Consider the following 18,011-nt stretch of genomic DNA (forward strand, 5'->3'; position numbering starts at 1 on the left):
CGGGGAAAGCGCAGAATTGTCCAAAGGACCTTCGCCTGCGACAGGACATTTGCGCGATGAGTCAACTTGGTAGCGAACCAGTTCGTGACCCTGGGCGCCTCGGCTTCGACAAGGCGCGGCTGGCGCGACTGAAGCGGTGGATGCAGCGATATGCCGACACCGGGCGCTGGCCGGGTGGTGCGGTGCTCATCGCGCGCCATGGAGAACTCGCCTTTTTCGACTGCGCCGGGCACGCCGACGTCGACGCCAAGCGGCCTTGGCAGCGCGACCTCATCGGCCGCATCTACTCGATGACCAAGCCTGTCACCGCGGTAGCGCTGATGATGCTTTACGAGGAGGCGCGCGTGCATCTCGACGATCCGGTCGAAGCTTACCTGCCGGAATTCAAAAATAGGCAACTTCTGATACCGGACGCAACGTCGCTCGACCAAACGGTGCCGGTCAAAACGAAGATGACGATCCGTCACCTGCTGACCCACACGTCGGGCCTAAGCCTTTTTACGAACCCCGGAATACTCGGCGAAGCTTATGCCAAAGAAAAACTCGGCCTCGCCCTTGCCTATGGTGGGCTCGACAAAATGGTGCGCAGGATCGCCGAGCTGCCATTGGAATGGGAGCCGGGCACAAAATGGCAATACAGCACGGGGTTAGATATCATCGGCCGCATCGTCGAAGTCGTTTCCGGAATGACGCTCGACAAGTACTTCGCGACTCTCATCTTCGAGCCCCTCGGCATGACCGACACCGGCTTCTCTGTGCCGGGGTCTGAGATCAGCCGTTTTCCCCCGCTCTATGAGGCCATGGCTGGCGGAATGGCTTTGCACGAAGCGCCGGAGGTTTCGGAGTGGCGGCAAGGCAAGGTTGACACGTTCTGCGGCGGAGGCGGGCTCGTTGGAACCATCGACGACTATTGGCGGTTCGCCGAAATGCTGCGGGCTGGAGGTGAACTCAACGGCGAACGCATCCTCAGTCCCCGCACTTTGAGATTGGCGGCGCGCAATCACCTGCCGGGCGATCTTGCCTCGATGGCAGCCGAAGTTTGGGCCGAAACCCAGTTTGATGGCGTCGGGTTCGGTCTGTTGGGCTCAGTCGTCCTCGATCCGGCGAAGGCACAAATTTCGGCGCAAGTGGGCGACTATGGCTGGGGCGGGGCGGCGGGCACCTTCTTCTGGGTGAGTCCGGTCGACGACCTGGTTGTCATTCTCTTCACGCAACTGCTGCCTTCGAGCGCCATTCCGGTGCGCAAGGAGCTGCGCGCACTCGTCCATGGCGCATTGACGGGGGCCTGAGACACGTCAACAGAAATTGCGCGGAGCAACTTCGCGCTTGGCAGGCTTGGGCCGTGGTCGAGACGATGCCCACGCAACCTGAATGTCCGCTCTTGAGGAACCCCAGCCTGAAGCTGCCTGTCCCTTGCGGCCCCATAACGGCCGTTGCAGTAGGGTTGGCATAGGCGCAAAAGCTTCCATCCTGACCCGCAAAATCCCGCAATTAGGTAGCAACTGCCACCAGATTCCCGCAGGCCCCGTCCAGTACGGAATTCTTCACAGGACTGCGATCTCCAAGGCTTCTTGCTGCACGTGCTCCGCGAGGCACTGGCTTCCATTGCTCAGGCTAACTCGGCGATTATTCGTCCATTCCACTTATTCTTCAAGCCGTCCCAACGCTCTGTCAGCATCTCCTCTGGTCTTGGCTCGCGACCCGTATTGAACTTCATCCTTCTGTTCGAGAAGCGATGCAAGGTTTCTGGCTTGGGCTTCCGGTAGTCGGTTTCCTAAAGCCGCCCGAAGCAGCTTCACCGCCGCTTAGTGATCATCTTTGTTGGTCTCGCCGATGTACTTGGCGGCGATGACATCGGTGAATGCGATGGCGCAATTGATGATCGTTGACGGACGGATTGCTTATGTCGCCAGGATCCGCCACGGCGTTGCTGTTTCTCGCATCCTTCAAGAAACCTCTGGCGATGACGAGCCTTCCCCGGATAAGGTTTCGTCGCGTTTTTCACTCGGGCCTTTTCTGGCCATCCCCGTTCCCTCTCAACAATTCTTGAGCCACGTCTTCCGGATGTTTCCCGAGCATAACAAACGCATCTGCGACGCAACTTTTCCACCATGGATCGTCGTCACGAGCCATTCTCTGTACATCGTTGAAATCGAGCCCGACAACATTCGGCAGGAAGAAAAGACGCTCGCCCGCCTCGCGGAGGTGTTCGCGAACCGCCTCGACGATCGCTGCCAGATCGTCCGGCCCTGCGATCAAACCAATGTCGACGTCGCTGCCGGCGTGGTCCTCGCGACGGGCGACGCTTCCGTACAGCCACATTCCGGCGATACGACTGCTCAGCTTTTTGCCGCTGGCCTTTATCTCTTCGAAGATATTACGAAGCCGTTCGCTTTCCGCCCCGAAGAGCTGGCCGATCGAATCGGCCAAGGGATGCTCCGAGTTGAATCGGAACAGGCGCGACCTGTTCGTGCCTTCCTCTACTATCAGACCATACTGCCGTAGGCTGTTCAGCGCATTCCACGTGCTGTTCCTGACCAGTCCGGTTCTCTCGGCCAGATGCGTGGCCGAAAGGTATCCTCCATGCAGGCAAAGCTCCCTCAGGAGGCGTATATTCGACTCTGCGCCCAAGATTGCGTTCAGGGGGTATCGGATCGAACTATCTGGGGTTGGGCGCGCCATCGCGAATACCGTGCATAGATGAAACTGAGGATCATATATCGGGACATAAGTGCAAATAAAGGGACAAAACGTCAATTATCTGAATGAGCCCTCGCTACCAAACAAGTTTTGGGCCCGATCGACCTCCGTTGAGCACCTTGGTATGGCTCGCGCTACGTTCAGTATCCAACGAATACGACAAGGCTGACCTTTTGATCGCCGCCCTCGGCGAGGTCCTGGCGTATCTAGTGGCAGTTGCTACCCAATTCCGCAAAATCCAGCCGGGGCGCTCTCTCGCCGGGAGTTTTAGCCGAAGCCCATCGCCGATGTCAGATGATCCGTTGCGGAGTACTCGCTGAGTAACGGCATCCGGTAGATGCTCATTTTTAGCCATTCGGATCTCGGACAGGCCCCCGCTTAGCGGGACACCGGCGGCTCGGTTGCGAAGGCGATTTACCAAATGTCAGTGAAAGTGTTGCGGGGGTTTTCTAGCGGCGTATGTTTGGCTGCGTCATGGGGTAGTCCTGGTGCCGCGGATCCTTCTTTTGTTTGTCTTTGTCGCCAGCCTGTTCGCGGGACCGTCCTGTGCTGCCATAACCTATGAGCGCATGACGCTGCACGGTGACATGCGTGCTCTGGTGGTGAGCGGTGAGTTCGAGATCTCGGACGATCCAGTAGCGTTCGCCGGAGAAGTCGCCCTGTTCAAGCCGGCATTCATCACCTTCCGATCGGTCGGCGGAAACGTTACCTCTGCAATGAAGATCGGAAGAATGATCCGTGCGCTAGGCATCTCGACATTGCAAATCCGGTCGGCCGAGTGCGCCTCAGCCTGTGCTCTCGCCTTCGTGGGCGGCGTCCGGCGCTCGGCCGAGGCTGGGTCCATCGGCGTCCACCAAGCTTCCTTTTCGGACGACGCCGCGCTTGATAGCAAGACTGCGGTGACCGCCGTGCAGGCGATGACCGCGGAAATCATCGGTTATCTCACCGAGATGGGCGTCAGCCCACAGTTGCTGCAGTTGAGCCTCTCGGTCGAGAGCTCGGACATGCGCTACCTCACTTCTAGCGAGATGGCGAACTGGGGCGTCACGACGCCGGGTGCTGTAGGCGGGACCGACGTCGTAAGCACACCGTCCTCCACTCCGGCACAGGTTCCGACTACATCGCCGTCCGAAGACGCGAACCCAACGTCGAAGTCGGATGACCCTTCTCAGGCGGCGTTGGCATTCGTCGCCAGGTACCATGACGCATGGTCGCTTCCGAACAGCCAGGCGATGGCATTCATGCGCCAAGCTTATGCCGACAGCGTAGACTTCTACGGCAAGCAGACTTCAATGGCTGACGTCCTTAAGGACAAAGAGACCTTTGCGGAGCGTTGGCCGGATCGAGCATACAGCGTTCGGCATGGCAGCGAGACCGTGAGCTGCATCGTGACCTGCCGCGTCACGGGGACGGTCGAATGGTTTTCCCGGAGCGTTCAACGCGGTAAGGCGTCTTCCGGTATCGCTGACTTCCAAGTCGTGTGGGATCCGCAGTCCAAGAAAATCCTTTCAGAGAGCAGCAAGGTTTTGAAGGCGGACAAGGGGCTTACCGAGCCGAGCCGACTGATCGCTCAGTGGGGAGAGGAAAACGGAAGCTGTCGAGGCAACTCCGGCGACGATCCAGAAACCTGGAAAGCTTGTGAGCGACGGGAAGCTATAGGCGCGAAGCTCGATAAAATCGGTTGGTGCTACGGCCGCGAAGGCGAGGCCGGATACCAACATCAGTGGCACGTGTGCGGCCAGGATTCAGATCGGCCTTAACCTCGTCTTGTCGCTCGGCGGCGGGTCATCGGGCAGAGGGGATACGGACTACACCTTGAATCTATTCTGTCGAGATCTCATCTTCGGGAGAGCATTCCTAATCGCTTTCAAGCGAGGCACACTGCAATAGCCGGTACTGATTCCGTCCTGCGTGCGACCGATGCAAATCGCTTCTCGAACTCTACGAGGTAAGTGTTGACGCAGTTCTTCGAAACAACTCAGGGCATCATGCTAGTCGGAGCGATGATTGGGGCTGGCTGTTTCGCCGCCGGCATGATCATACCGAGCGCACTGCGGTGGACGAGTGCTGGACGCGCGCGGAACCCAAAAGCCAAAGCGCGCAGCGCGGCGATGCTGACAGCTCTGGCATTGGACGATTTTGTCGGCACCGCATACGCTGCCGTTCACGATACGCCTGAGTTCAACCCAGTCAACGAAGGCGAATTCGTCTTCCACACACCGGATCCGGTCCTTATCCTTCCGCCGGCTGAAGATTTGAGCCTCCTCGGCGACGAGCTCTTCCACGAGGCTTTATGGTTATTGAACCGAGTGACGAACCTTGGAAACGCGTTGGATAACCTTGATCTCTCCGGCCCAGGCTTCGACAGCTTTTTCGAGCGGCGCCAGGAGGGCTATGCGGTGGTCGCGGCGAAGGCGATGGACCTCATCGAGCGACTGCTTGCCGATTTTGATCTCAGTCTTCCGGAAAAACCTGACTACTACAGGCAGCGCGATGGATTTGCCTCGGTCGTACAAGCTGCTGGCGAACGCAGCACCGGCATTAAGAAGATGGCAGCGAGGGTTCAGACCCCTGGTTCCAATGTCACTCATCTCTTTCCGAAGACAAGTGAAGAGGGTGAGTAACGTCCGGGCGCAAGGCGCCCAGCGGACGACTGGACCGTTGACCACCACGACTGCCGACAGGCAGGGGAGACGAGTTCGCTCACGGCTCGCCCGGAAGTCCGGATTCGCGGGACGGGGTGGCGACCGCAAAGCCGAAGGACATTCATTTCGGATCTCCATATCGATACCTTGAAGTTGAAAAGCCGGAACTTCCACTGATCGAAGGAGGTCCTCTGCCATCCGGAACTTGCCGGCACTAGCCGCGTTCTCGAACGACGAGGAGAATGCCAAATGTCAGTTCCCTTTGAACCGATCGTGCCGCCACCATCCGTGCCGCCGCTCGACAATCCACCACCCGATCCCGATCGCATCCCCGGCGAGGAACCACATCCAGATCCTGAACCGGACGAGGGTGCCGCGCCGATTAGCCCGACATCGTCCCATTGCCCGACCTGGGGAATGCTTTGTCAAGGCGTCCGGCTTCAGCCAGAGAACCAAGGATGAACGGCAACTGGAAAGACGGTCTTCGTGACCACCTGGAGGACTTCGTCGATTCGTTGGTCGTGAAAGGCGCGAAGCAGTCGGACGTCTACGACGCAATCGTCGAGGAGATTGCGAAACTTCGAATCGCCTACGAGCGCGATCCCAATCCAGCCGAAGATCGTCCAGGCGCCGAGGCCGAGGAACCGTCGAACACATGGCCTGGCGCACTGCCATGAGGGCAATAAAAAAGGCCGGGGCGAAATCGCACCGACCTTTCAAACATCGCTATTCACACCAGTGCCAGTACATCCGTGGTCAAAAGTAAGATAAGCGACTTCGGCAGTTGCGAACGCTCACGTGGAGCACTCACCAGCAACGCCGATGACTTGAAGATAGTCGAGCAATGTGTCCGCTTCAAGACCATGCCATATGGACCGGCCGTGGAGATCGCCACGACGGCGAGGAGTTAAACCCTTAACGCAGCAGTCCGTCGCGCCCAAACTCCTCCCAGCCGACCAGTCCCGTCCGAGAACCCTCGTCAGATCCCTCGATCGATTCCGCCTTGATCGTCTTGCCCTTTTTCAGGGACCGCGTCAGCTTCGCTGTGTAGGCCGCCTTCCGACGGTTCTCCGCTTTGGCTTCTGCATCTTGCTCCCGCCATTCGTCAACGGCCCCGCGGTCCAGCAGGTCCTCGACCACCTTGGGATCGAAGACATGGAAGGTGATCCTCCGGGCGCGCCCGTTCAGTCTTACCGTCCGGGTTCCTGCGCTCGGCAGCCGGCCGTCCGCGAGCCATCTGCGCCGTTCGCCTGGCTTTATGGTGAGGATGTCCTCGATCTCCCGCGGGATGACCGGCAGCGTCTCGACGTCCTCCATGGCCTTTGCCACGACGGCGGCCGCCGCGTTGAAAACGGCTTTATCGCTGGCCGGCATGGCCAGGACGATGTCGCTACCATCGAGAGCGAGCGACCTCTTCGAGGCGGCAGGGACTCGCGACTGCAGTTCCTGCAGAATACCTTTGGCCCGCACTGCCGATCCCAGGGTGGCTGCGGGAGACAGCGTCCATGTCCTGATGAGTTCTACGTCGTTCTTTTCGTGTTTCGGCATGGCGCGTAGATGGGATGGGCATCCTTCCACGTCAACGAGTTGATACGACCTAGAGAAGCCGCGAGACGAGGAGTAGCCCTCCTCGAATACTGGGCGTGGGCCGACGACGGAAAGCTCAGACACGCTTCCTACAGGGGCTTCGAGAGGTGCAGGACAACGCCGCTGTCTACCGCATCGATGCCTGACAGCAAGCGAACTAGGCAGCCATCTGCTGCAGACGCAGCGTCCAACCCAGCGGAGATTCGTGAGCAGCCGATCCGTCCTGGTCGGCATCGATCCGCATGAACGAGACCAGCCAGTCGGCCGGCATGGCACCGGGAACGTCCTCGGCCACAATGATCGATATAATTTCCTCGACCGTGTCGAGGCCGCTGCGGGTCGACTGGCCGTCGCGTTCCAGCGTCCAGAGATAGCGTGTCGTCATGCCCCGGACTTACGCCGAGGGTCGGACCCGTACAAGGCCGTCTCGACGGCTTCCACAAGCTGCGCAGGCGAGGCCGGCTTCATTAGAAGATGACCTTCTGCGAACGCGGGTTCCAGCTCGGAAGCGGATTCGGTCTCGCCCGAATAGAGAATGAACGGAATGTCGCAATCGACGAGATGCCGCGCGACGGCAGTGCAGATGCCGTCCGAAAGGCGAGGGTCGACGATTACGGCGGACGGCGAGTTATCCTTCAGCCACGAAACGGCGTCCGAGCCGGTCGAGAGCGTTACGAAGCTGCGCTGGCCACATTCCTCCAGAACCGTCTCGATATCGAGCGCGATAAAAGGTTCATCTTCAAGGATGAGGATCGTAGGCATTTCTCTCCTTCTAGGGCAGCGCAAGATTATCGAAAACGACCGTGCCCGTCACTTCCGACTGAAGTCCGAAGATCCGTTCGGAGAGTGCCGTCAAAACTTCGTGGGTATCCACTGCGTAATTTAGCATTTTCTTATCTATCCGTCGTTGACTTTCGTTGTCGCTGAATCATCTCAGTTATAGAGGTAGGAGAGGCGGCTCCATGCAGAAAGCAGTCCTGATAGTGGAGGATGAAGCGCTCATTCGCTTCGTCGCGGTCGACGTTCTCGAAGACGACGGCTACGTGGCCTATGACGCAGGCTCCGTCCTCGAAGCGGTCGGCATCCTCTCGAGCCGGGAGATCGACGTCTCTTCACCGACGTGGACATGCCAGGTGGCCTGACGGGCGTGGACCTGGCGAAGCTCGTGGCAGGCGTCTATCCGGAGATCGGGATTCTTGTCACCTCGGGCAGATACCATGTCGGCGCAGACATCCTGCCAGCGGGCGCGCGATTTCTCCCTAAGCCGTATGACCTCGGGTTCCTTTCGTCACTCGTCCGCGAACTGATGCCGCACGGGTCGTCCTGTCGTGCCGGCAGCTCGAGCTAAGAGACGCAACATTTTGGAATCTTGTGCGTTTCCAATTCTCCGATAGAGGAGAAAAGTCATGACCAAACGTGAACTGATCGACACGGGAACCGACAAGCGCTACGTGCGCCGCGACAAGCAGGGCCAGTTCAAGGAATCGACGGATGTCGGCCGATCTCTTTCAGCAGACAAGCGGCATAAGTCCAAGACAGAAGCGAAGCGGGGTGAAGGCGACCGCGGCGACCATCTTGCCAAGCACTGACGAAGCATGATTTCGATCGGCCCGTCCTTCCTTGAACTTCCGCCCGCAGAGCGGCAGGCCGTCCTCGAGCGGCTCGCCGTGACGCTCGAACGAAATGCCGCGTGGGCTGGAGAACAGGGCGACGGCGCCTTGGAAATGGTGATGCGATCGGTTGGTACGGCGTTGCTCTCGGTGGCTGGCGATCTGGCGAATTCGGACCTGATGCTCGCAGACGACGTGGCAAGCCGGGCTATCGGCCTGATCACCACCTTCCACCTCAGACATCCGCAGTACCCGGTTGGCCCGGCGCTCCACTAGGCGGTTACGAACCGGCTGGTCCACGGCGATGATTAGGAAGGTCGGTGCGGTTTCGCCCCGGCCTTTTTTGTTGCTTGAAAGGCCGGAGTTTCCCCACGGCGGATCAGTGCTGCGTATCCAGCAACGGCTCTTCGTCGTCAAAGTTTCCATTGCTGACGGCATCGTGTGAGTTAACGCTACGGCCTCCACCGCGCGTTCCGTATGCGGTCAATTGCACCATCACGGCCTTCGCTCTTTCGAGGGCTTCATCAGCGCTACCTGCGTGCTCGTCGGCGATGTTCACGGAGGCGGCGTCGCCGTCATCTCCGATGAAGTCGATCTTCCAACCGCCAGCTTCGTGCTCGATCCTCATATCCGTCAGATGCATGTCAACCAGCCTTCCTATTCTTGAGGTCGGCCTCGAGGCTCTTGCGAAGCGCATCCATGATGTTGACCACGTTGGAATCCGGAGCGGCCTGATCCTTCTTTCCCTTGGCCGCCTTCTTCGGCTTGAGAAGCTTCTTCTTCTCCTCGATGAGCTTCAGCAAGGCATCCTGTATCGGATCGCTGGCCATCTCCGCCGACCAGTGCCCCGACTTCTGCTTGATGAGCTTCTGGACGAGAGGAACGAGATCGGGATCCGCCTCTTCGTTGATATCCTCGAAGTACGAATCCTCTGACCGCACCTCGTCGCCAAACCGCAGGCTCCAAAGAACGATGCCTTCATCACGCGGTTCCAGGATGACGGCGCGTTCGCGGCGACCCATCACCAGCTTCGAGACGCCGAATACCTTGTCCGCCTTCATTGCATCGCGGATGACGGCGAACGCCTCATGGCCGACCGGGTCGTTAGGCATGAGATAATGAGGCTTCTCGAGATAGGTCCACTCGATCGAGTCCGCGGGCACGAACTTTTCGATGTCGATCGTCTTCACAGTGTCCAGTGCGACCCGGTCGAGATCGTCGTCCGTCAGGATGACATAGTCATTGTCGCCGCGCGCGTAGCCCTTTGCCTCGTTTCCGTCCTTGACGGGCTTCCCGGTTACGGAATCGACGTATTGCGAAACCACTCGGTTCCCGGTCGCCTTATTCAGCGTATGGAAGCGAACCTTCTCGGATTCCGAAGTCGCCGGGGTCATCGCCACGGGGCAGGTGACGAGTGACAGCTTAAGATAGCCCTTCCAGTAATAACTCGGAGCCATGGCCGATCTCCCTAGCTGGCCTTGCGCCGCGGAGCAGCCCCGGAAGAGGCGGCTTTCGAAGCCACTCCGCGCGCGGCGCGCTCCCGACCGGCGCCTTTGTTGGCGTTGGCGGCAGTGCGTTTCGGTTTGTTGTCGGCGACCGTGCCGGCCTTGAGAAGCCCGGCGCTCTCGCGAAGGGCGGCCAGCAGGTCGTTCGGCTTCGAAATCTCGACCTTCTTCGGCTTCGGAAGCGCCTTGCCTTCCAACTTCGCCTTCACGAGCTCAGCCAGGGCGGCCTCGTACCGGTCGTCAAACGTTGCCGGATCGAACTCACCTCTCTTTGTTGAAATAATGTGCTTTGCGAGGTCGAGCATCTCGCCTTCGATCTTCAGCTTCGGCATCTCTTCGAAAGCCTTTTTCGAGGAGCGAACTTCGTAGTCGTAGTTAAGCGTGGTGGCGATCAAGCCCTTGCCATGCGGGCGAATGAGCACCGTCCGGACTCGCCGGAAGAGGACGGCACGCGCGATTGCCACGACCTCGGAATTCTTCATGGCCTCGCGGAGAGCGACGAAGGCGTCGGCGTTCATCTTGTCCGGTGTGAGGTAATACGGCTTGTCGAAGAAAATGTCGTCGATCTCGCTGCTGGAGATGAACGCCTGCACTTCGAGCGTCTTGTTGCTTTCCGGGATGGTGGCCGCCACTTCCTCGGGATCGATAATGATGTACTGCCCGTTGTCGATCTCGAAGCCCTTTGTCTGGGCCTCGCGCTCCACGCGCTCTTCGGTCTCGCTGTCGATGAACACGCGGTTGACCCGATTGCCTGTCTTCGCGTTGATCGTATTGAATGTGATGCGCTCGGATGTGCTGGCGGCTGTGTAGAGCGCCACGCCGCAGCTTACCTCGCCAAACCGTAAAAAGCCCTTCCACTGCGCGCGATGTCCCGATGCCATGGACGCATCCTCCGAATCACTAAGTCGCGACTCAAAGACGTGCGAAGGTGATTCGTTCCGACTCGAAACGAATCATTTTTCAATGGCTTATGGAATCTTCTTCAGACAGTGATTTGTCTCTCTTGATGTTTGCGCTTTTGGTTGTTGTAAAGGTATCGGTAGCAAAAAATAGCGCGATCGCTCAGTTCGCTTCCCACGATGCAGCTTCCCGCTTCCGGGTAACTACCGGAATCCCTGCGAGTTTCTTGTTCAATCCGCAAATACAAAGACCGATTGTAGCGAACAGCGCGTTGAGCGGCGTCGAAATCTTCAAGAACGGCACTGCCGAATTACATACTCCCAACCGCCCGGCACTCGTCGACAATAGATACCTTCGGGCCACACATAAGGGAACGGGGGACTGAGGTGCGCGATGTAAGACAGCACGGCACGAATGAAGTTGTTGTCACCTATCAAGCCATCCGGCATCCGAAGAGCGTCCTTTACGACGCACGCGAAAACTGTAATTCTTACATGGCATTCGCCTTGGAAGTTCGTGGGGAATTGTACAGATGAGAATGCGATACCTGCCTATTTCCGTTCTTCTCTTAATGGCCTGCGCAGCGGCGCCTGCGATCGCTCAACCCGCCGCATGCCATACCAAGACCGATGACGGTGGCTTGCAAGGGAGCGGAGGTACGATCGTTTCGTACAAAAAGGAGTTCTATGAATCTTCGAAGGCGTTCCCCGTCCAGACGTATTCCGACCAGGCGCCCACCGGAAAGACCGCGGAATTCTGTCTGCGCTACGAGATCGAGAACATAGGTCAGGATCACATCCAGAACCTGTACTGGGGTCTGCCGGGCATCTTCGTTAAGGACTTCCGTCCTGGAGCGGCCGATAGGCAGTCCCGATCTTCGCAACTTCTGAGCACCAAAGATCCCGAGGAACTTCCGACGCTGCTCAATGCATTCGCGAAGAAGGAGGCGGTGTCCAAGGCATGGATGGTGGAGACCCAGACCGCGCAAGCTGCGGGCACGCAGTTCGCGGAGGTCGTGCCGGTCGATGGGAACCAATTCCTGCCGGCCGACGTCCGGCTGGTCCTCGAGGCGAACTCTATCCTGCAGAGAAGGCCATTGCTCGTCGTGAAGCTCGACCAGGACAAGCCGATCTATCCGGTCCGGGAGACGGTTAGCGGTCAGGGTTTCAATCTCGAAGTGTATTCGCGCGTTATACGGGACGGGGATAGCGTGAGCTTCCAGACGGACGTGTCACTGAACGGGGAGGGGGCAGGGAAGGCGAAGCTCAGCATGCCCGCCCTTCAGGCTCTCGAGGACACCAGAGGTGCGGGATCTCCCGATTATTATGAATCGTATCTGAGGTCCGTCGAGAAGCAGGGTGGGGAGCTGACCAGCGATTTTAAGGTGCACCGGTTCTCCACCACGATGAGCCGGAAGTCTTTGCTACAAGACGCTCTGTTCCTGTCCGAGCACGTGATCAAGGTGCAAGCGAACGACAACGAGTACTGCTACCGATTTCAGTCCTACACTCCATTCGCAGTCGACTTCGACCTCGATCGCTGCAGCCAGTGAGGGTTCGAGGTGGCTGGGCTGGGAGATAAGATCGCCGACAAGGCGCTTGACTATGGGGTCGGTGCAGCGATCTGGTTCGGCGGAACGGTGATACCCGGTCTGTTCGGAACACCACGATTTCAGGACCCCTTCTACCACGCAGGATGGATCCAGGAATACAAAGCCTGGCTGATCCTGTTCTTCATCCTCTGGATCGTATCACTATGTGCGGTCCTTAGGGTGTGGGGCCTCGCAGTCGTCACCGCCGTCGGGGTCGCCAGCGCGATCATCTTCGGACTGTTCTACGATGGATCGAGCTCGCTGAGCCAAGGGATGCAGGTGGCCCTGTGGGTTGATCACGGGGTGGCGTACAGTGTAATTCCCGGCGCCGTCGCAGGATGGGCGGTGATGGCGCTCAAATGGACCGGCGTAATATAGGTTTAGATTATGCTTCCGTAGGTTTCGACGCAATAAGCTCTGCGCTAACGGGAGATGCGGTCGAAGCGGAAAATTTGGAAAAGCCTGTTGACTCCGGGAAATTTGTTCATATTTTGTTCACCATGATCAAGCTCCGTCGAATATCGCGAATAGGTTGAACGGCAGGCCGCCCCGTGGCGGCGTACGCATCGTTTTCCGTATTCTGGGATGTTCATGATGAGCCATTCGCGCGTCGAAACGCCTGCGGCCCTATACGCCGCGTATGCAGAAGCTTCCACCCAGCTTTTTTATCCGAGGGGTACGGTCCGTTGCTCCGCCGACGCCATGTTCCGATCGCGCTTAGCTCGTGATCTGGGCTGCATCCTCGATGTCGACCCGGACGTCGTCGCTTGGCTCTGCCTGCCGGTCGAGTTCGAGACCGAGGTAGGACCGCACGTCCCCGATTTCTTGGTCGATTACGAGGACGGCACCAGGATCCTGCTGGACGTCACCGAGGAGAGGGAGCTTCCGGAGCTAAAGGAAGGCGCCGCGCTCGCTGGGTTTCGTTACCGGGGCGTCCCACGAGCGGAGATCAACAGCGGCTATCGCCTGGCGAACGCGCGCGATATTCTTCGATATGCAAACTGCAGGACGCCGCTGAACGACAGGGTTCGGATGTTGTCCGCAATTGAAGAGGCCGGGTCCTTGACGGTCGCGGAATGCCTGAACGTGTTCCGCGAGGTTCAACCCATGACCGGCATTTCCTGGATGATTTTGCATCGGCTGATCATCGTCGATCTCGATGAGGCGATGATCGGGCCCGAGACAGTCATCCGTCGCGTCCAGCAGTAGGGAGGGCGAAAATGACTAACCTTCCTAATGGTCGCCGGACGGTGACTCTGGAGCGCGTCACCTACGGTTTCGCCCTTAAAACTGCCGCCAGGCTTGGAGGCGCTTTCAAGAAGACCGAGAGCGGCCGGCAGATCGTAATTGTTCTACGACTGCCTGTTGGATCTGCGTTTGACGAGTACGTCGCCGCGGCGAGCGTCATGGTGCGTGAGGTCGAGGCGTTGCGCAACTTCGCAGTTGCTGCTCCGAGAATCGGCAACAAAGGTGGAATCGATTTCCAGACGATTAGCTCTGATTTGAAATCAAGGCCTTCGCTGCTAATCGTCTGGCCGTCTGGCTACGCCATGCCTCGAGAGATCGCTCTGGCTGCCGATCGCGCCGTGGATGTCGGACCGGTCCGCCCATTCCATCTCGTCGCAGGCGCCAAGCAGTTTGCAAGTCAGAATATCGACTTGGCGGAAGCGAGGAAGATGATGGAATATCCTCTTTCAGAGGTCTTCGCAGCATTCAGAACCGGTAGACCAGCTTCCAGCGTGCTGGCACGTCTGACCGAAATGGCAGATAACGCTCCGCGCCCAGTTGACGGACCCTCTCTCGGAGACCTCGTGGGGTACGGCGAGGCACGGACTTGGGGGTTGTCGCTCGCTCAGGACATCGGCGCTTGGAGGGAAGGGGCGCTCGCTTGGACGGACGTCGATGGGGGGCTGCTACTGAGCGGAGCGCCTGGAACTGGAAAGACCATGTTTGCCGGCGCGCTCGCGCGGTCCTGTGGCGCGCATCTCGTTGCGACGTCCGTCGCGCGCTGGCAAGCGGCAGGACGTCTCGACGATACATTGAAGGCGATGCGCAAGAGTTTCGACGAGGCCAGTACACATAAGCCCAGCATCTTGTTCATCGACGAGTTCGACGGCATCAGCGATAGAGCACGGGTTGTTGGAACCGAGCATGAGACTTATTGGACCCAGGTGATCAACTTCCTGCTCGAGTTGATCGATGGCCATGAAAGGCTCGAAGGCGTCGTCGTCATCGGCGCGACAAATCATCCCGACGCCATCGACGCCGCCCTCCTGCGGCCCGGACGTCTCGACCGCCACATCAAGATCTCGCTGCCGGACAACGAGGAGCGCAAGCACCTTGCGCGCACCTATTTCGGCGACCAACTGTCCGAAAGCGACGTCGAAGCGATTGCCGCGGCGACCGCCGGATTCGCTGGAGCACATTTCGAGAAGACCAGCCGTGAAGCCAGGAGAGCCGCCCGACGGACAGGGCGGGCGGTCTCCATCGAGGACGTTTTGGCCGCCCTTCCCGTGCCAAAAAGAATCGCAGGCGGCGAACGTAGAATGGTCGCCATTCACGAGGCCGGGCACGCCGTAGTCGGAGTTCGCCTTGGGGTCGGCGAGCTGAAGACCGTAGCCGTTCCATGGGAGGCTCACGCCTCGCACCCCCTGGGCTTCGCGCACTTCCAATTCGACGAGAACCCCCTCTGGGATAGACAGGAGTATCTCGACCAAGTCGCCGTGACGCTGGGCGGCAGGGCGGCGGAGGAGATGATCCTCGGCACCGCCTTCGATGGCGCGGGCGCTGCGGAAGGCTGTGACCTGCACAAGGCGAGCGACCTAGCCACGATGTTGGAGCTCCAACTCGGGATGGGAGAGGGGCTTGCCTACTTCAATCTGAAATCCGTCGAGCAACGGGACCGCATCCGACAGAACAATACGGTAGTCGCAGCACGGGTCGAGCGTCTCCTCGGTCGGGAAATGGCGCGAAGCCGGGAGATCGTTACGCGGTTCCGTGCAGCCGTTGAAAAGATCGCCGACATCCTGGCGGAGAAGGCGATCATCGAGGGGGACGAAGTCAGGCGCATCATCCGGGAGACGTCGAGATGACGAAAGGAAGTTCGACTCCGGAAGTCGACTGGAAGCTGGTCGTGCGTACCCTGAAGGGGACCGGAACTTCAGAAGGGCGAATGCTGGTCGAGAAGGCGATCCTTGAAGCGGCAGGTCTACCCCTTCGGCTACGCCAGGCGCGGCGGCGTCTCTTCATTCTGACAACGTCTGCATCAGAAGGTAGGCCGGCGATCATCGAGGCGGAAAGCGGGCTGGTCTGCGTGATCGCGCTCGACGATCTGGTGGACGTCGTGATGGAGAAGGGGCCGACATTGGGGGAGGTCGTCGCAAGGGGACGCTAAGGTCTGACTGCAATCAATACGTCATGCAGGGAACGTCTATTGGAAATCGAAAAAAAAGCGGCCGCTAGCACATTTATCGCCTTCAGCCCCAGCAAGCCAATCAAGCAGCAAGTCCTCGTTACAACTGCAACCGGGACGGGATATCATTCTGAATAAGACGATTCGCCGGGGGCACGCATGCAAATCGAAAAGGAAGGAATAGACGACGTTCTTCACGTTCTCTACGAGGCACTTCGCAAGGATGGCAGGTACCACAAGGGCTCGCGAGGCGGTACGCGCGAGCTCTTGTCGGTAGCAATTCGCATACGGAATGCCCGTGCACGGATCAGCCGCTCGGAAGATCGCGGAAAACCCTTCAGCGCCGTCGGCGAGCTGCTTTGGTATCTCGCCGGATCAAACAAGCTCGAGTTCATCGTTCCCTACATCGACTTGTACAAAGAAGATGCGGAAGACGATGGAACCCTACATGGTGCCTACGGGCCACGGCTCGTGAACATGCGGGACAAGATAAATCAGCTCGAGAACGTCGTCGACCTCCTGAAGGCGAAGCCAGGGTCGAAACGCGCTGTCATTCAGCTCTTCGATGCAAATGATCTCGTTGGGAATTTCAAGGAAATACCCTGCACAACGACTGCTCAGTTCCTGGTCCGAGAGGGCCGGGTTCACCTCTCCGTGACGATGCGCTCGAACGACGCCTACTACGGTCTGCCTCACGATGTCTTCTGCTTTACCATGTTGCAGGAGATGGTCGCTCGACGCCTAGGCTACGACATCGGCGAATATTACCACTACGTCGGAAGCATGCACGTCTATGAAGACTTTCTTCCGGATTTGGACAATTACCTCGAAGAGGGATGGCACCGAACTGAAAGCATGCCGCCCATGCCAGAGGGGAATCCCTTCGACCTCGTAGGAACGATCTTAAAGGCGGAAGCAGCAGCTAGGAGCGGTGAGACTTTCCGTTCAGAAGATTTTGTTGCAGAGCCTTACTGGGCTGATGTTCTTCGCCTTGTCCAAGTCTTTTGGGCATCCGGCAACGGGGAGCGTCTCGACCAACTCAAGAGCGAATTCCATAGTCAGATATACAGAACCCACCTCGAATCCAGGCGTCACCTGCGCCGACGGGTCAACCTGGATACAGTCGGAGAAGTCAGCAAATGAGATGGCCTACACGTTCCGCCAAAAAGGCCCAGCTCGTCGCCGCGTTGTCCCAGCACTCCAACAACGTCCGTCCTTTGCAAGGTATCATGGATCCAGTTGCTCTTGACACACTTGCGACCCAATTCATAGCCAGCCTTAGGCGCGAGGACTATTATAGCAGAGTTCAGCAGAAGAAGGTGTCTGCAGATCGTGCCGATCCAAACAATCCGGCTTTCGATGCGGAGCGAGCGGTCGCCTACCACCTACAGGCCGGCAATATTGAGGAAGCCGCCTGGCTTATATTCTTGATGACACACCTTGCGCGCCCGGCAGACACGGGCTGGCTTCGCCTGCAGGACATATATGGCAAACGCGGCCAGGGCATTTGGACGTGGGAAATCGTTTCTGCAGATCCGGCCGCATTTTCAGACTGGGTCTACGCGAATGCAAACCTGATCCGTGGAAAGTTTGGCAATCACCGGAAATATGAAAGCCTGGAAAAGGGCACCAAGCGCGAGCTTTCCAAGGTGCTGAAAACGTATATTGATCTGGTCGGTCCAAGCCAGCGTGCTTTCTTCGCAGACGCCGTCCGTATAGCCGGCAACGATCCTCAGGTGATCTTCGACCACCTCTATAGAAAGATGGGCGCCGTGTTCTCTTTCGGCAGGCTCGCCAAATTCGACTATCTCTCGCTGATCGGTAGATACGGCGTCGCTCCAATATCTTCCGGCTCGGCCTACTTAACCGGCGCGACCGGGCCAGCGTCCGGTGCCAAGCTTCTATTCTTCGCTAATCCCGACGCCCAGGCATCGCCCAAGCAGCTTCAGGCTTTACTGGACGAACTGGATCTCAGTATCGGAGTGGGCATGGCAGTGATGGAAGACGCCCTCTGCAACTGGCAGAAGAGCCCGACAGAGTTCATCCACTTTACAGGATGAA

At 58.6% G+C, this 18,011-nt stretch carries 21 protein-coding genes; 15 read left to right on the forward strand and 6 right to left on the reverse strand.

Annotated elements, in window-relative coordinates; all coding sequences use genetic code 11:
- Positions 1-56 precede the first annotated feature (56 nt).
- The 5 genes from ATY29_RS02910 (at position 57) to ATY29_RS02940 (ending at position 6,022) form a co-directional block, all read left to right on the forward strand.
- Positions 57-1,289, forward strand: a complete 1,233-nt coding sequence (locus tag ATY29_RS02910) for a serine hydrolase domain-containing protein (protein ID WP_097535066.1) — start codon at positions 57-59, stop codon at positions 1,287-1,289.
- A 577-nt stretch (positions 1,290-1,866) separates the two neighbouring features.
- Complete coding sequence (locus ATY29_RS36695; protein WP_165779388.1) at positions 1,867-2,505, forward strand: hypothetical protein; 639 nt, start codon at positions 1,867-1,869, stop codon at positions 2,503-2,505.
- A gap of 701 nt (positions 2,506-3,206) precedes the next feature.
- Positions 3,207-4,460, forward strand: a complete 1,254-nt coding sequence (locus ATY29_RS02925) for a COG3904 family protein (protein WP_097535068.1) — start codon at positions 3,207-3,209, stop codon at positions 4,458-4,460.
- A 195-nt stretch (positions 4,461-4,655) separates the two neighbouring features.
- Positions 4,656-5,324, forward strand: a complete 669-nt coding sequence (locus tag ATY29_RS02930; protein ID WP_097535070.1) for a hypothetical protein — start codon at positions 4,656-4,658, stop codon at positions 5,322-5,324.
- A gap of 479 nt (positions 5,325-5,803) precedes the next feature.
- Positions 5,804-6,022 carry a hypothetical protein gene (locus ATY29_RS02940; protein WP_097535074.1) on the forward strand — a complete coding sequence of 73 codons (219 nt, stop codon included), beginning with the start codon at positions 5,804-5,806 and terminating at the stop codon, positions 6,020-6,022.
- A gap of 238 nt (positions 6,023-6,260) precedes the next feature.
- Here ATY29_RS02940 and ATY29_RS02945 read toward each other — a convergent pair whose 3' ends face one another.
- The 3 genes from ATY29_RS02945 to ATY29_RS02955 form a co-directional block, all read right to left on the reverse strand.
- Positions 6,261-6,893 carry a hypothetical protein gene (locus ATY29_RS02945; RefSeq protein ID WP_097535076.1) on the reverse strand — a complete coding sequence of 211 codons (633 nt, stop codon included), beginning with the start codon at positions 6,891-6,893 and terminating at the stop codon, positions 6,261-6,263.
- 196 nt (positions 6,894-7,089) lie between these two features.
- Positions 7,090-7,317, reverse strand: coding sequence for a hypothetical protein (locus tag ATY29_RS02950; RefSeq protein ID WP_097535078.1), 228 nt, complete (start codon positions 7,315-7,317; stop codon positions 7,090-7,092).
- Positions 7,314-7,694, reverse strand: a complete 381-nt coding sequence (locus ATY29_RS02955; protein WP_097535080.1) for a response regulator — start codon at positions 7,692-7,694, stop codon at positions 7,314-7,316. The genes ATY29_RS02950 and ATY29_RS02955 overlap by 4 nt, the downstream gene beginning before the upstream one ends.
- Before the next feature lie 200 nt (positions 7,695-7,894).
- Between ATY29_RS02955 and ATY29_RS37415 the strand changes: the two genes are divergently transcribed.
- The 3 genes from ATY29_RS37415 to ATY29_RS02970 all read left to right on the forward strand — a co-directional run bounded on the left by ATY29_RS37415 (position 7,895) and on the right by ATY29_RS02970 (position 8,818).
- A complete protein-coding gene (locus ATY29_RS37415; protein WP_244597334.1) occupies positions 7,895-8,074 on the forward strand; it encodes a hypothetical protein in 180 nt (59 codons plus the stop codon).
- A gap of 264 nt (positions 8,075-8,338) precedes the next feature.
- Positions 8,339-8,521 (forward strand): hypothetical protein, encoded by a 183-nt coding sequence (locus ATY29_RS02965; protein ID WP_097535082.1) that lies wholly within the window; start codon positions 8,339-8,341, stop codon positions 8,519-8,521.
- Between the two features lie 6 nt (positions 8,522-8,527).
- Entirely contained in the window at positions 8,528-8,818 is a 291-nt protein-coding gene (locus ATY29_RS02970; RefSeq protein WP_097535084.1) for a hypothetical protein, read from the forward strand.
- A gap of 103 nt (positions 8,819-8,921) precedes the next feature.
- Here ATY29_RS02970 and ATY29_RS02975 read toward each other — a convergent pair whose 3' ends face one another.
- Genes ATY29_RS02975 through ku (ATY29_RS02985) form a run of 3 tightly spaced genes read right to left on the reverse strand, consistent with a single transcriptional unit; the run spans position 8,922 to position 10,928 of the window.
- On the reverse strand, positions 8,922-9,185 hold the full coding sequence (locus ATY29_RS02975; RefSeq protein WP_097535086.1) for a hypothetical protein: 264 nt from the start codon (positions 9,183-9,185) through the stop codon (positions 8,922-8,924).
- Between the two features lies 1 nt (position 9,186).
- Positions 9,187-9,999 carry a non-homologous end joining protein Ku gene (gene ku / locus ATY29_RS02980; protein WP_097535088.1) on the reverse strand — a complete coding sequence of 271 codons (813 nt, stop codon included), beginning with the start codon at positions 9,997-9,999 and terminating at the stop codon, positions 9,187-9,189.
- Between the two features lie 11 nt (positions 10,000-10,010).
- Positions 10,011-10,928, reverse strand: coding sequence for a non-homologous end joining protein Ku (gene ku, locus ATY29_RS02985; protein ID WP_097535090.1), 918 nt, complete (start codon positions 10,926-10,928; stop codon positions 10,011-10,013).
- Positions 10,929-11,479: 551 nt separating this feature from the next.
- Here ku (ATY29_RS02985) and ATY29_RS02995 point away from each other — a divergent pair.
- The 7 genes from ATY29_RS02995 to ATY29_RS03025 all read left to right on the forward strand — a co-directional run bounded on the left by ATY29_RS02995 (position 11,480) and on the right by ATY29_RS03025 (position 18,010).
- Positions 11,480-12,499: a hypothetical protein gene (locus tag ATY29_RS02995; RefSeq protein ID WP_097535092.1), complete on the forward strand. Its 1,020-nt coding sequence runs from the start codon at positions 11,480-11,482 to the stop codon at positions 12,497-12,499.
- Positions 12,500-12,508: 9 nt separating this feature from the next.
- A complete protein-coding gene (locus ATY29_RS03000) occupies positions 12,509-12,916 on the forward strand; it encodes a hypothetical protein (RefSeq protein ID WP_097535094.1) in 408 nt (135 codons plus the stop codon).
- 216 nt (positions 12,917-13,132) lie between these two features.
- Positions 13,133-13,747, forward strand: coding sequence for a hypothetical protein (locus tag ATY29_RS03005; RefSeq protein ID WP_097535220.1), 615 nt, complete (start codon positions 13,133-13,135; stop codon positions 13,745-13,747).
- Positions 13,748-13,758: 11 nt separating this feature from the next.
- Complete coding sequence (locus ATY29_RS03010) at positions 13,759-15,630, forward strand: AAA family ATPase (RefSeq protein WP_097535096.1); 1,872 nt, start codon at positions 13,759-13,761, stop codon at positions 15,628-15,630.
- On the forward strand, positions 15,627-15,932 hold the full coding sequence (locus tag ATY29_RS03015; protein WP_097535098.1) for a hypothetical protein: 306 nt from the start codon (positions 15,627-15,629) through the stop codon (positions 15,930-15,932). The genes ATY29_RS03010 and ATY29_RS03015 overlap by 4 nt, the downstream gene beginning before the upstream one ends.
- A gap of 177 nt (positions 15,933-16,109) precedes the next feature.
- Positions 16,110-17,093 carry a thymidylate synthase gene (locus tag ATY29_RS03020; protein ID WP_097535100.1) on the forward strand — a complete coding sequence of 328 codons (984 nt, stop codon included), beginning with the start codon at positions 16,110-16,112 and terminating at the stop codon, positions 17,091-17,093.
- 86 nt (positions 17,094-17,179) lie between these two features.
- Entirely contained in the window at positions 17,180-18,010 is an 831-nt protein-coding gene (locus ATY29_RS03025) for an alpha-glutamyl/putrescinyl thymine pyrophosphorylase clade 3 protein (protein WP_244597335.1), read from the forward strand.
- Position 18,011 lies beyond the last annotated feature (1 nt).

The organism is Rhizobium hidalgonense (genome assembly GCF_002914525.1).
In the GTDB taxonomy this organism is placed as follows: Bacteria; Pseudomonadota; Alphaproteobacteria; order Rhizobiales; family Rhizobiaceae; genus Rhizobium; species Rhizobium hidalgonense.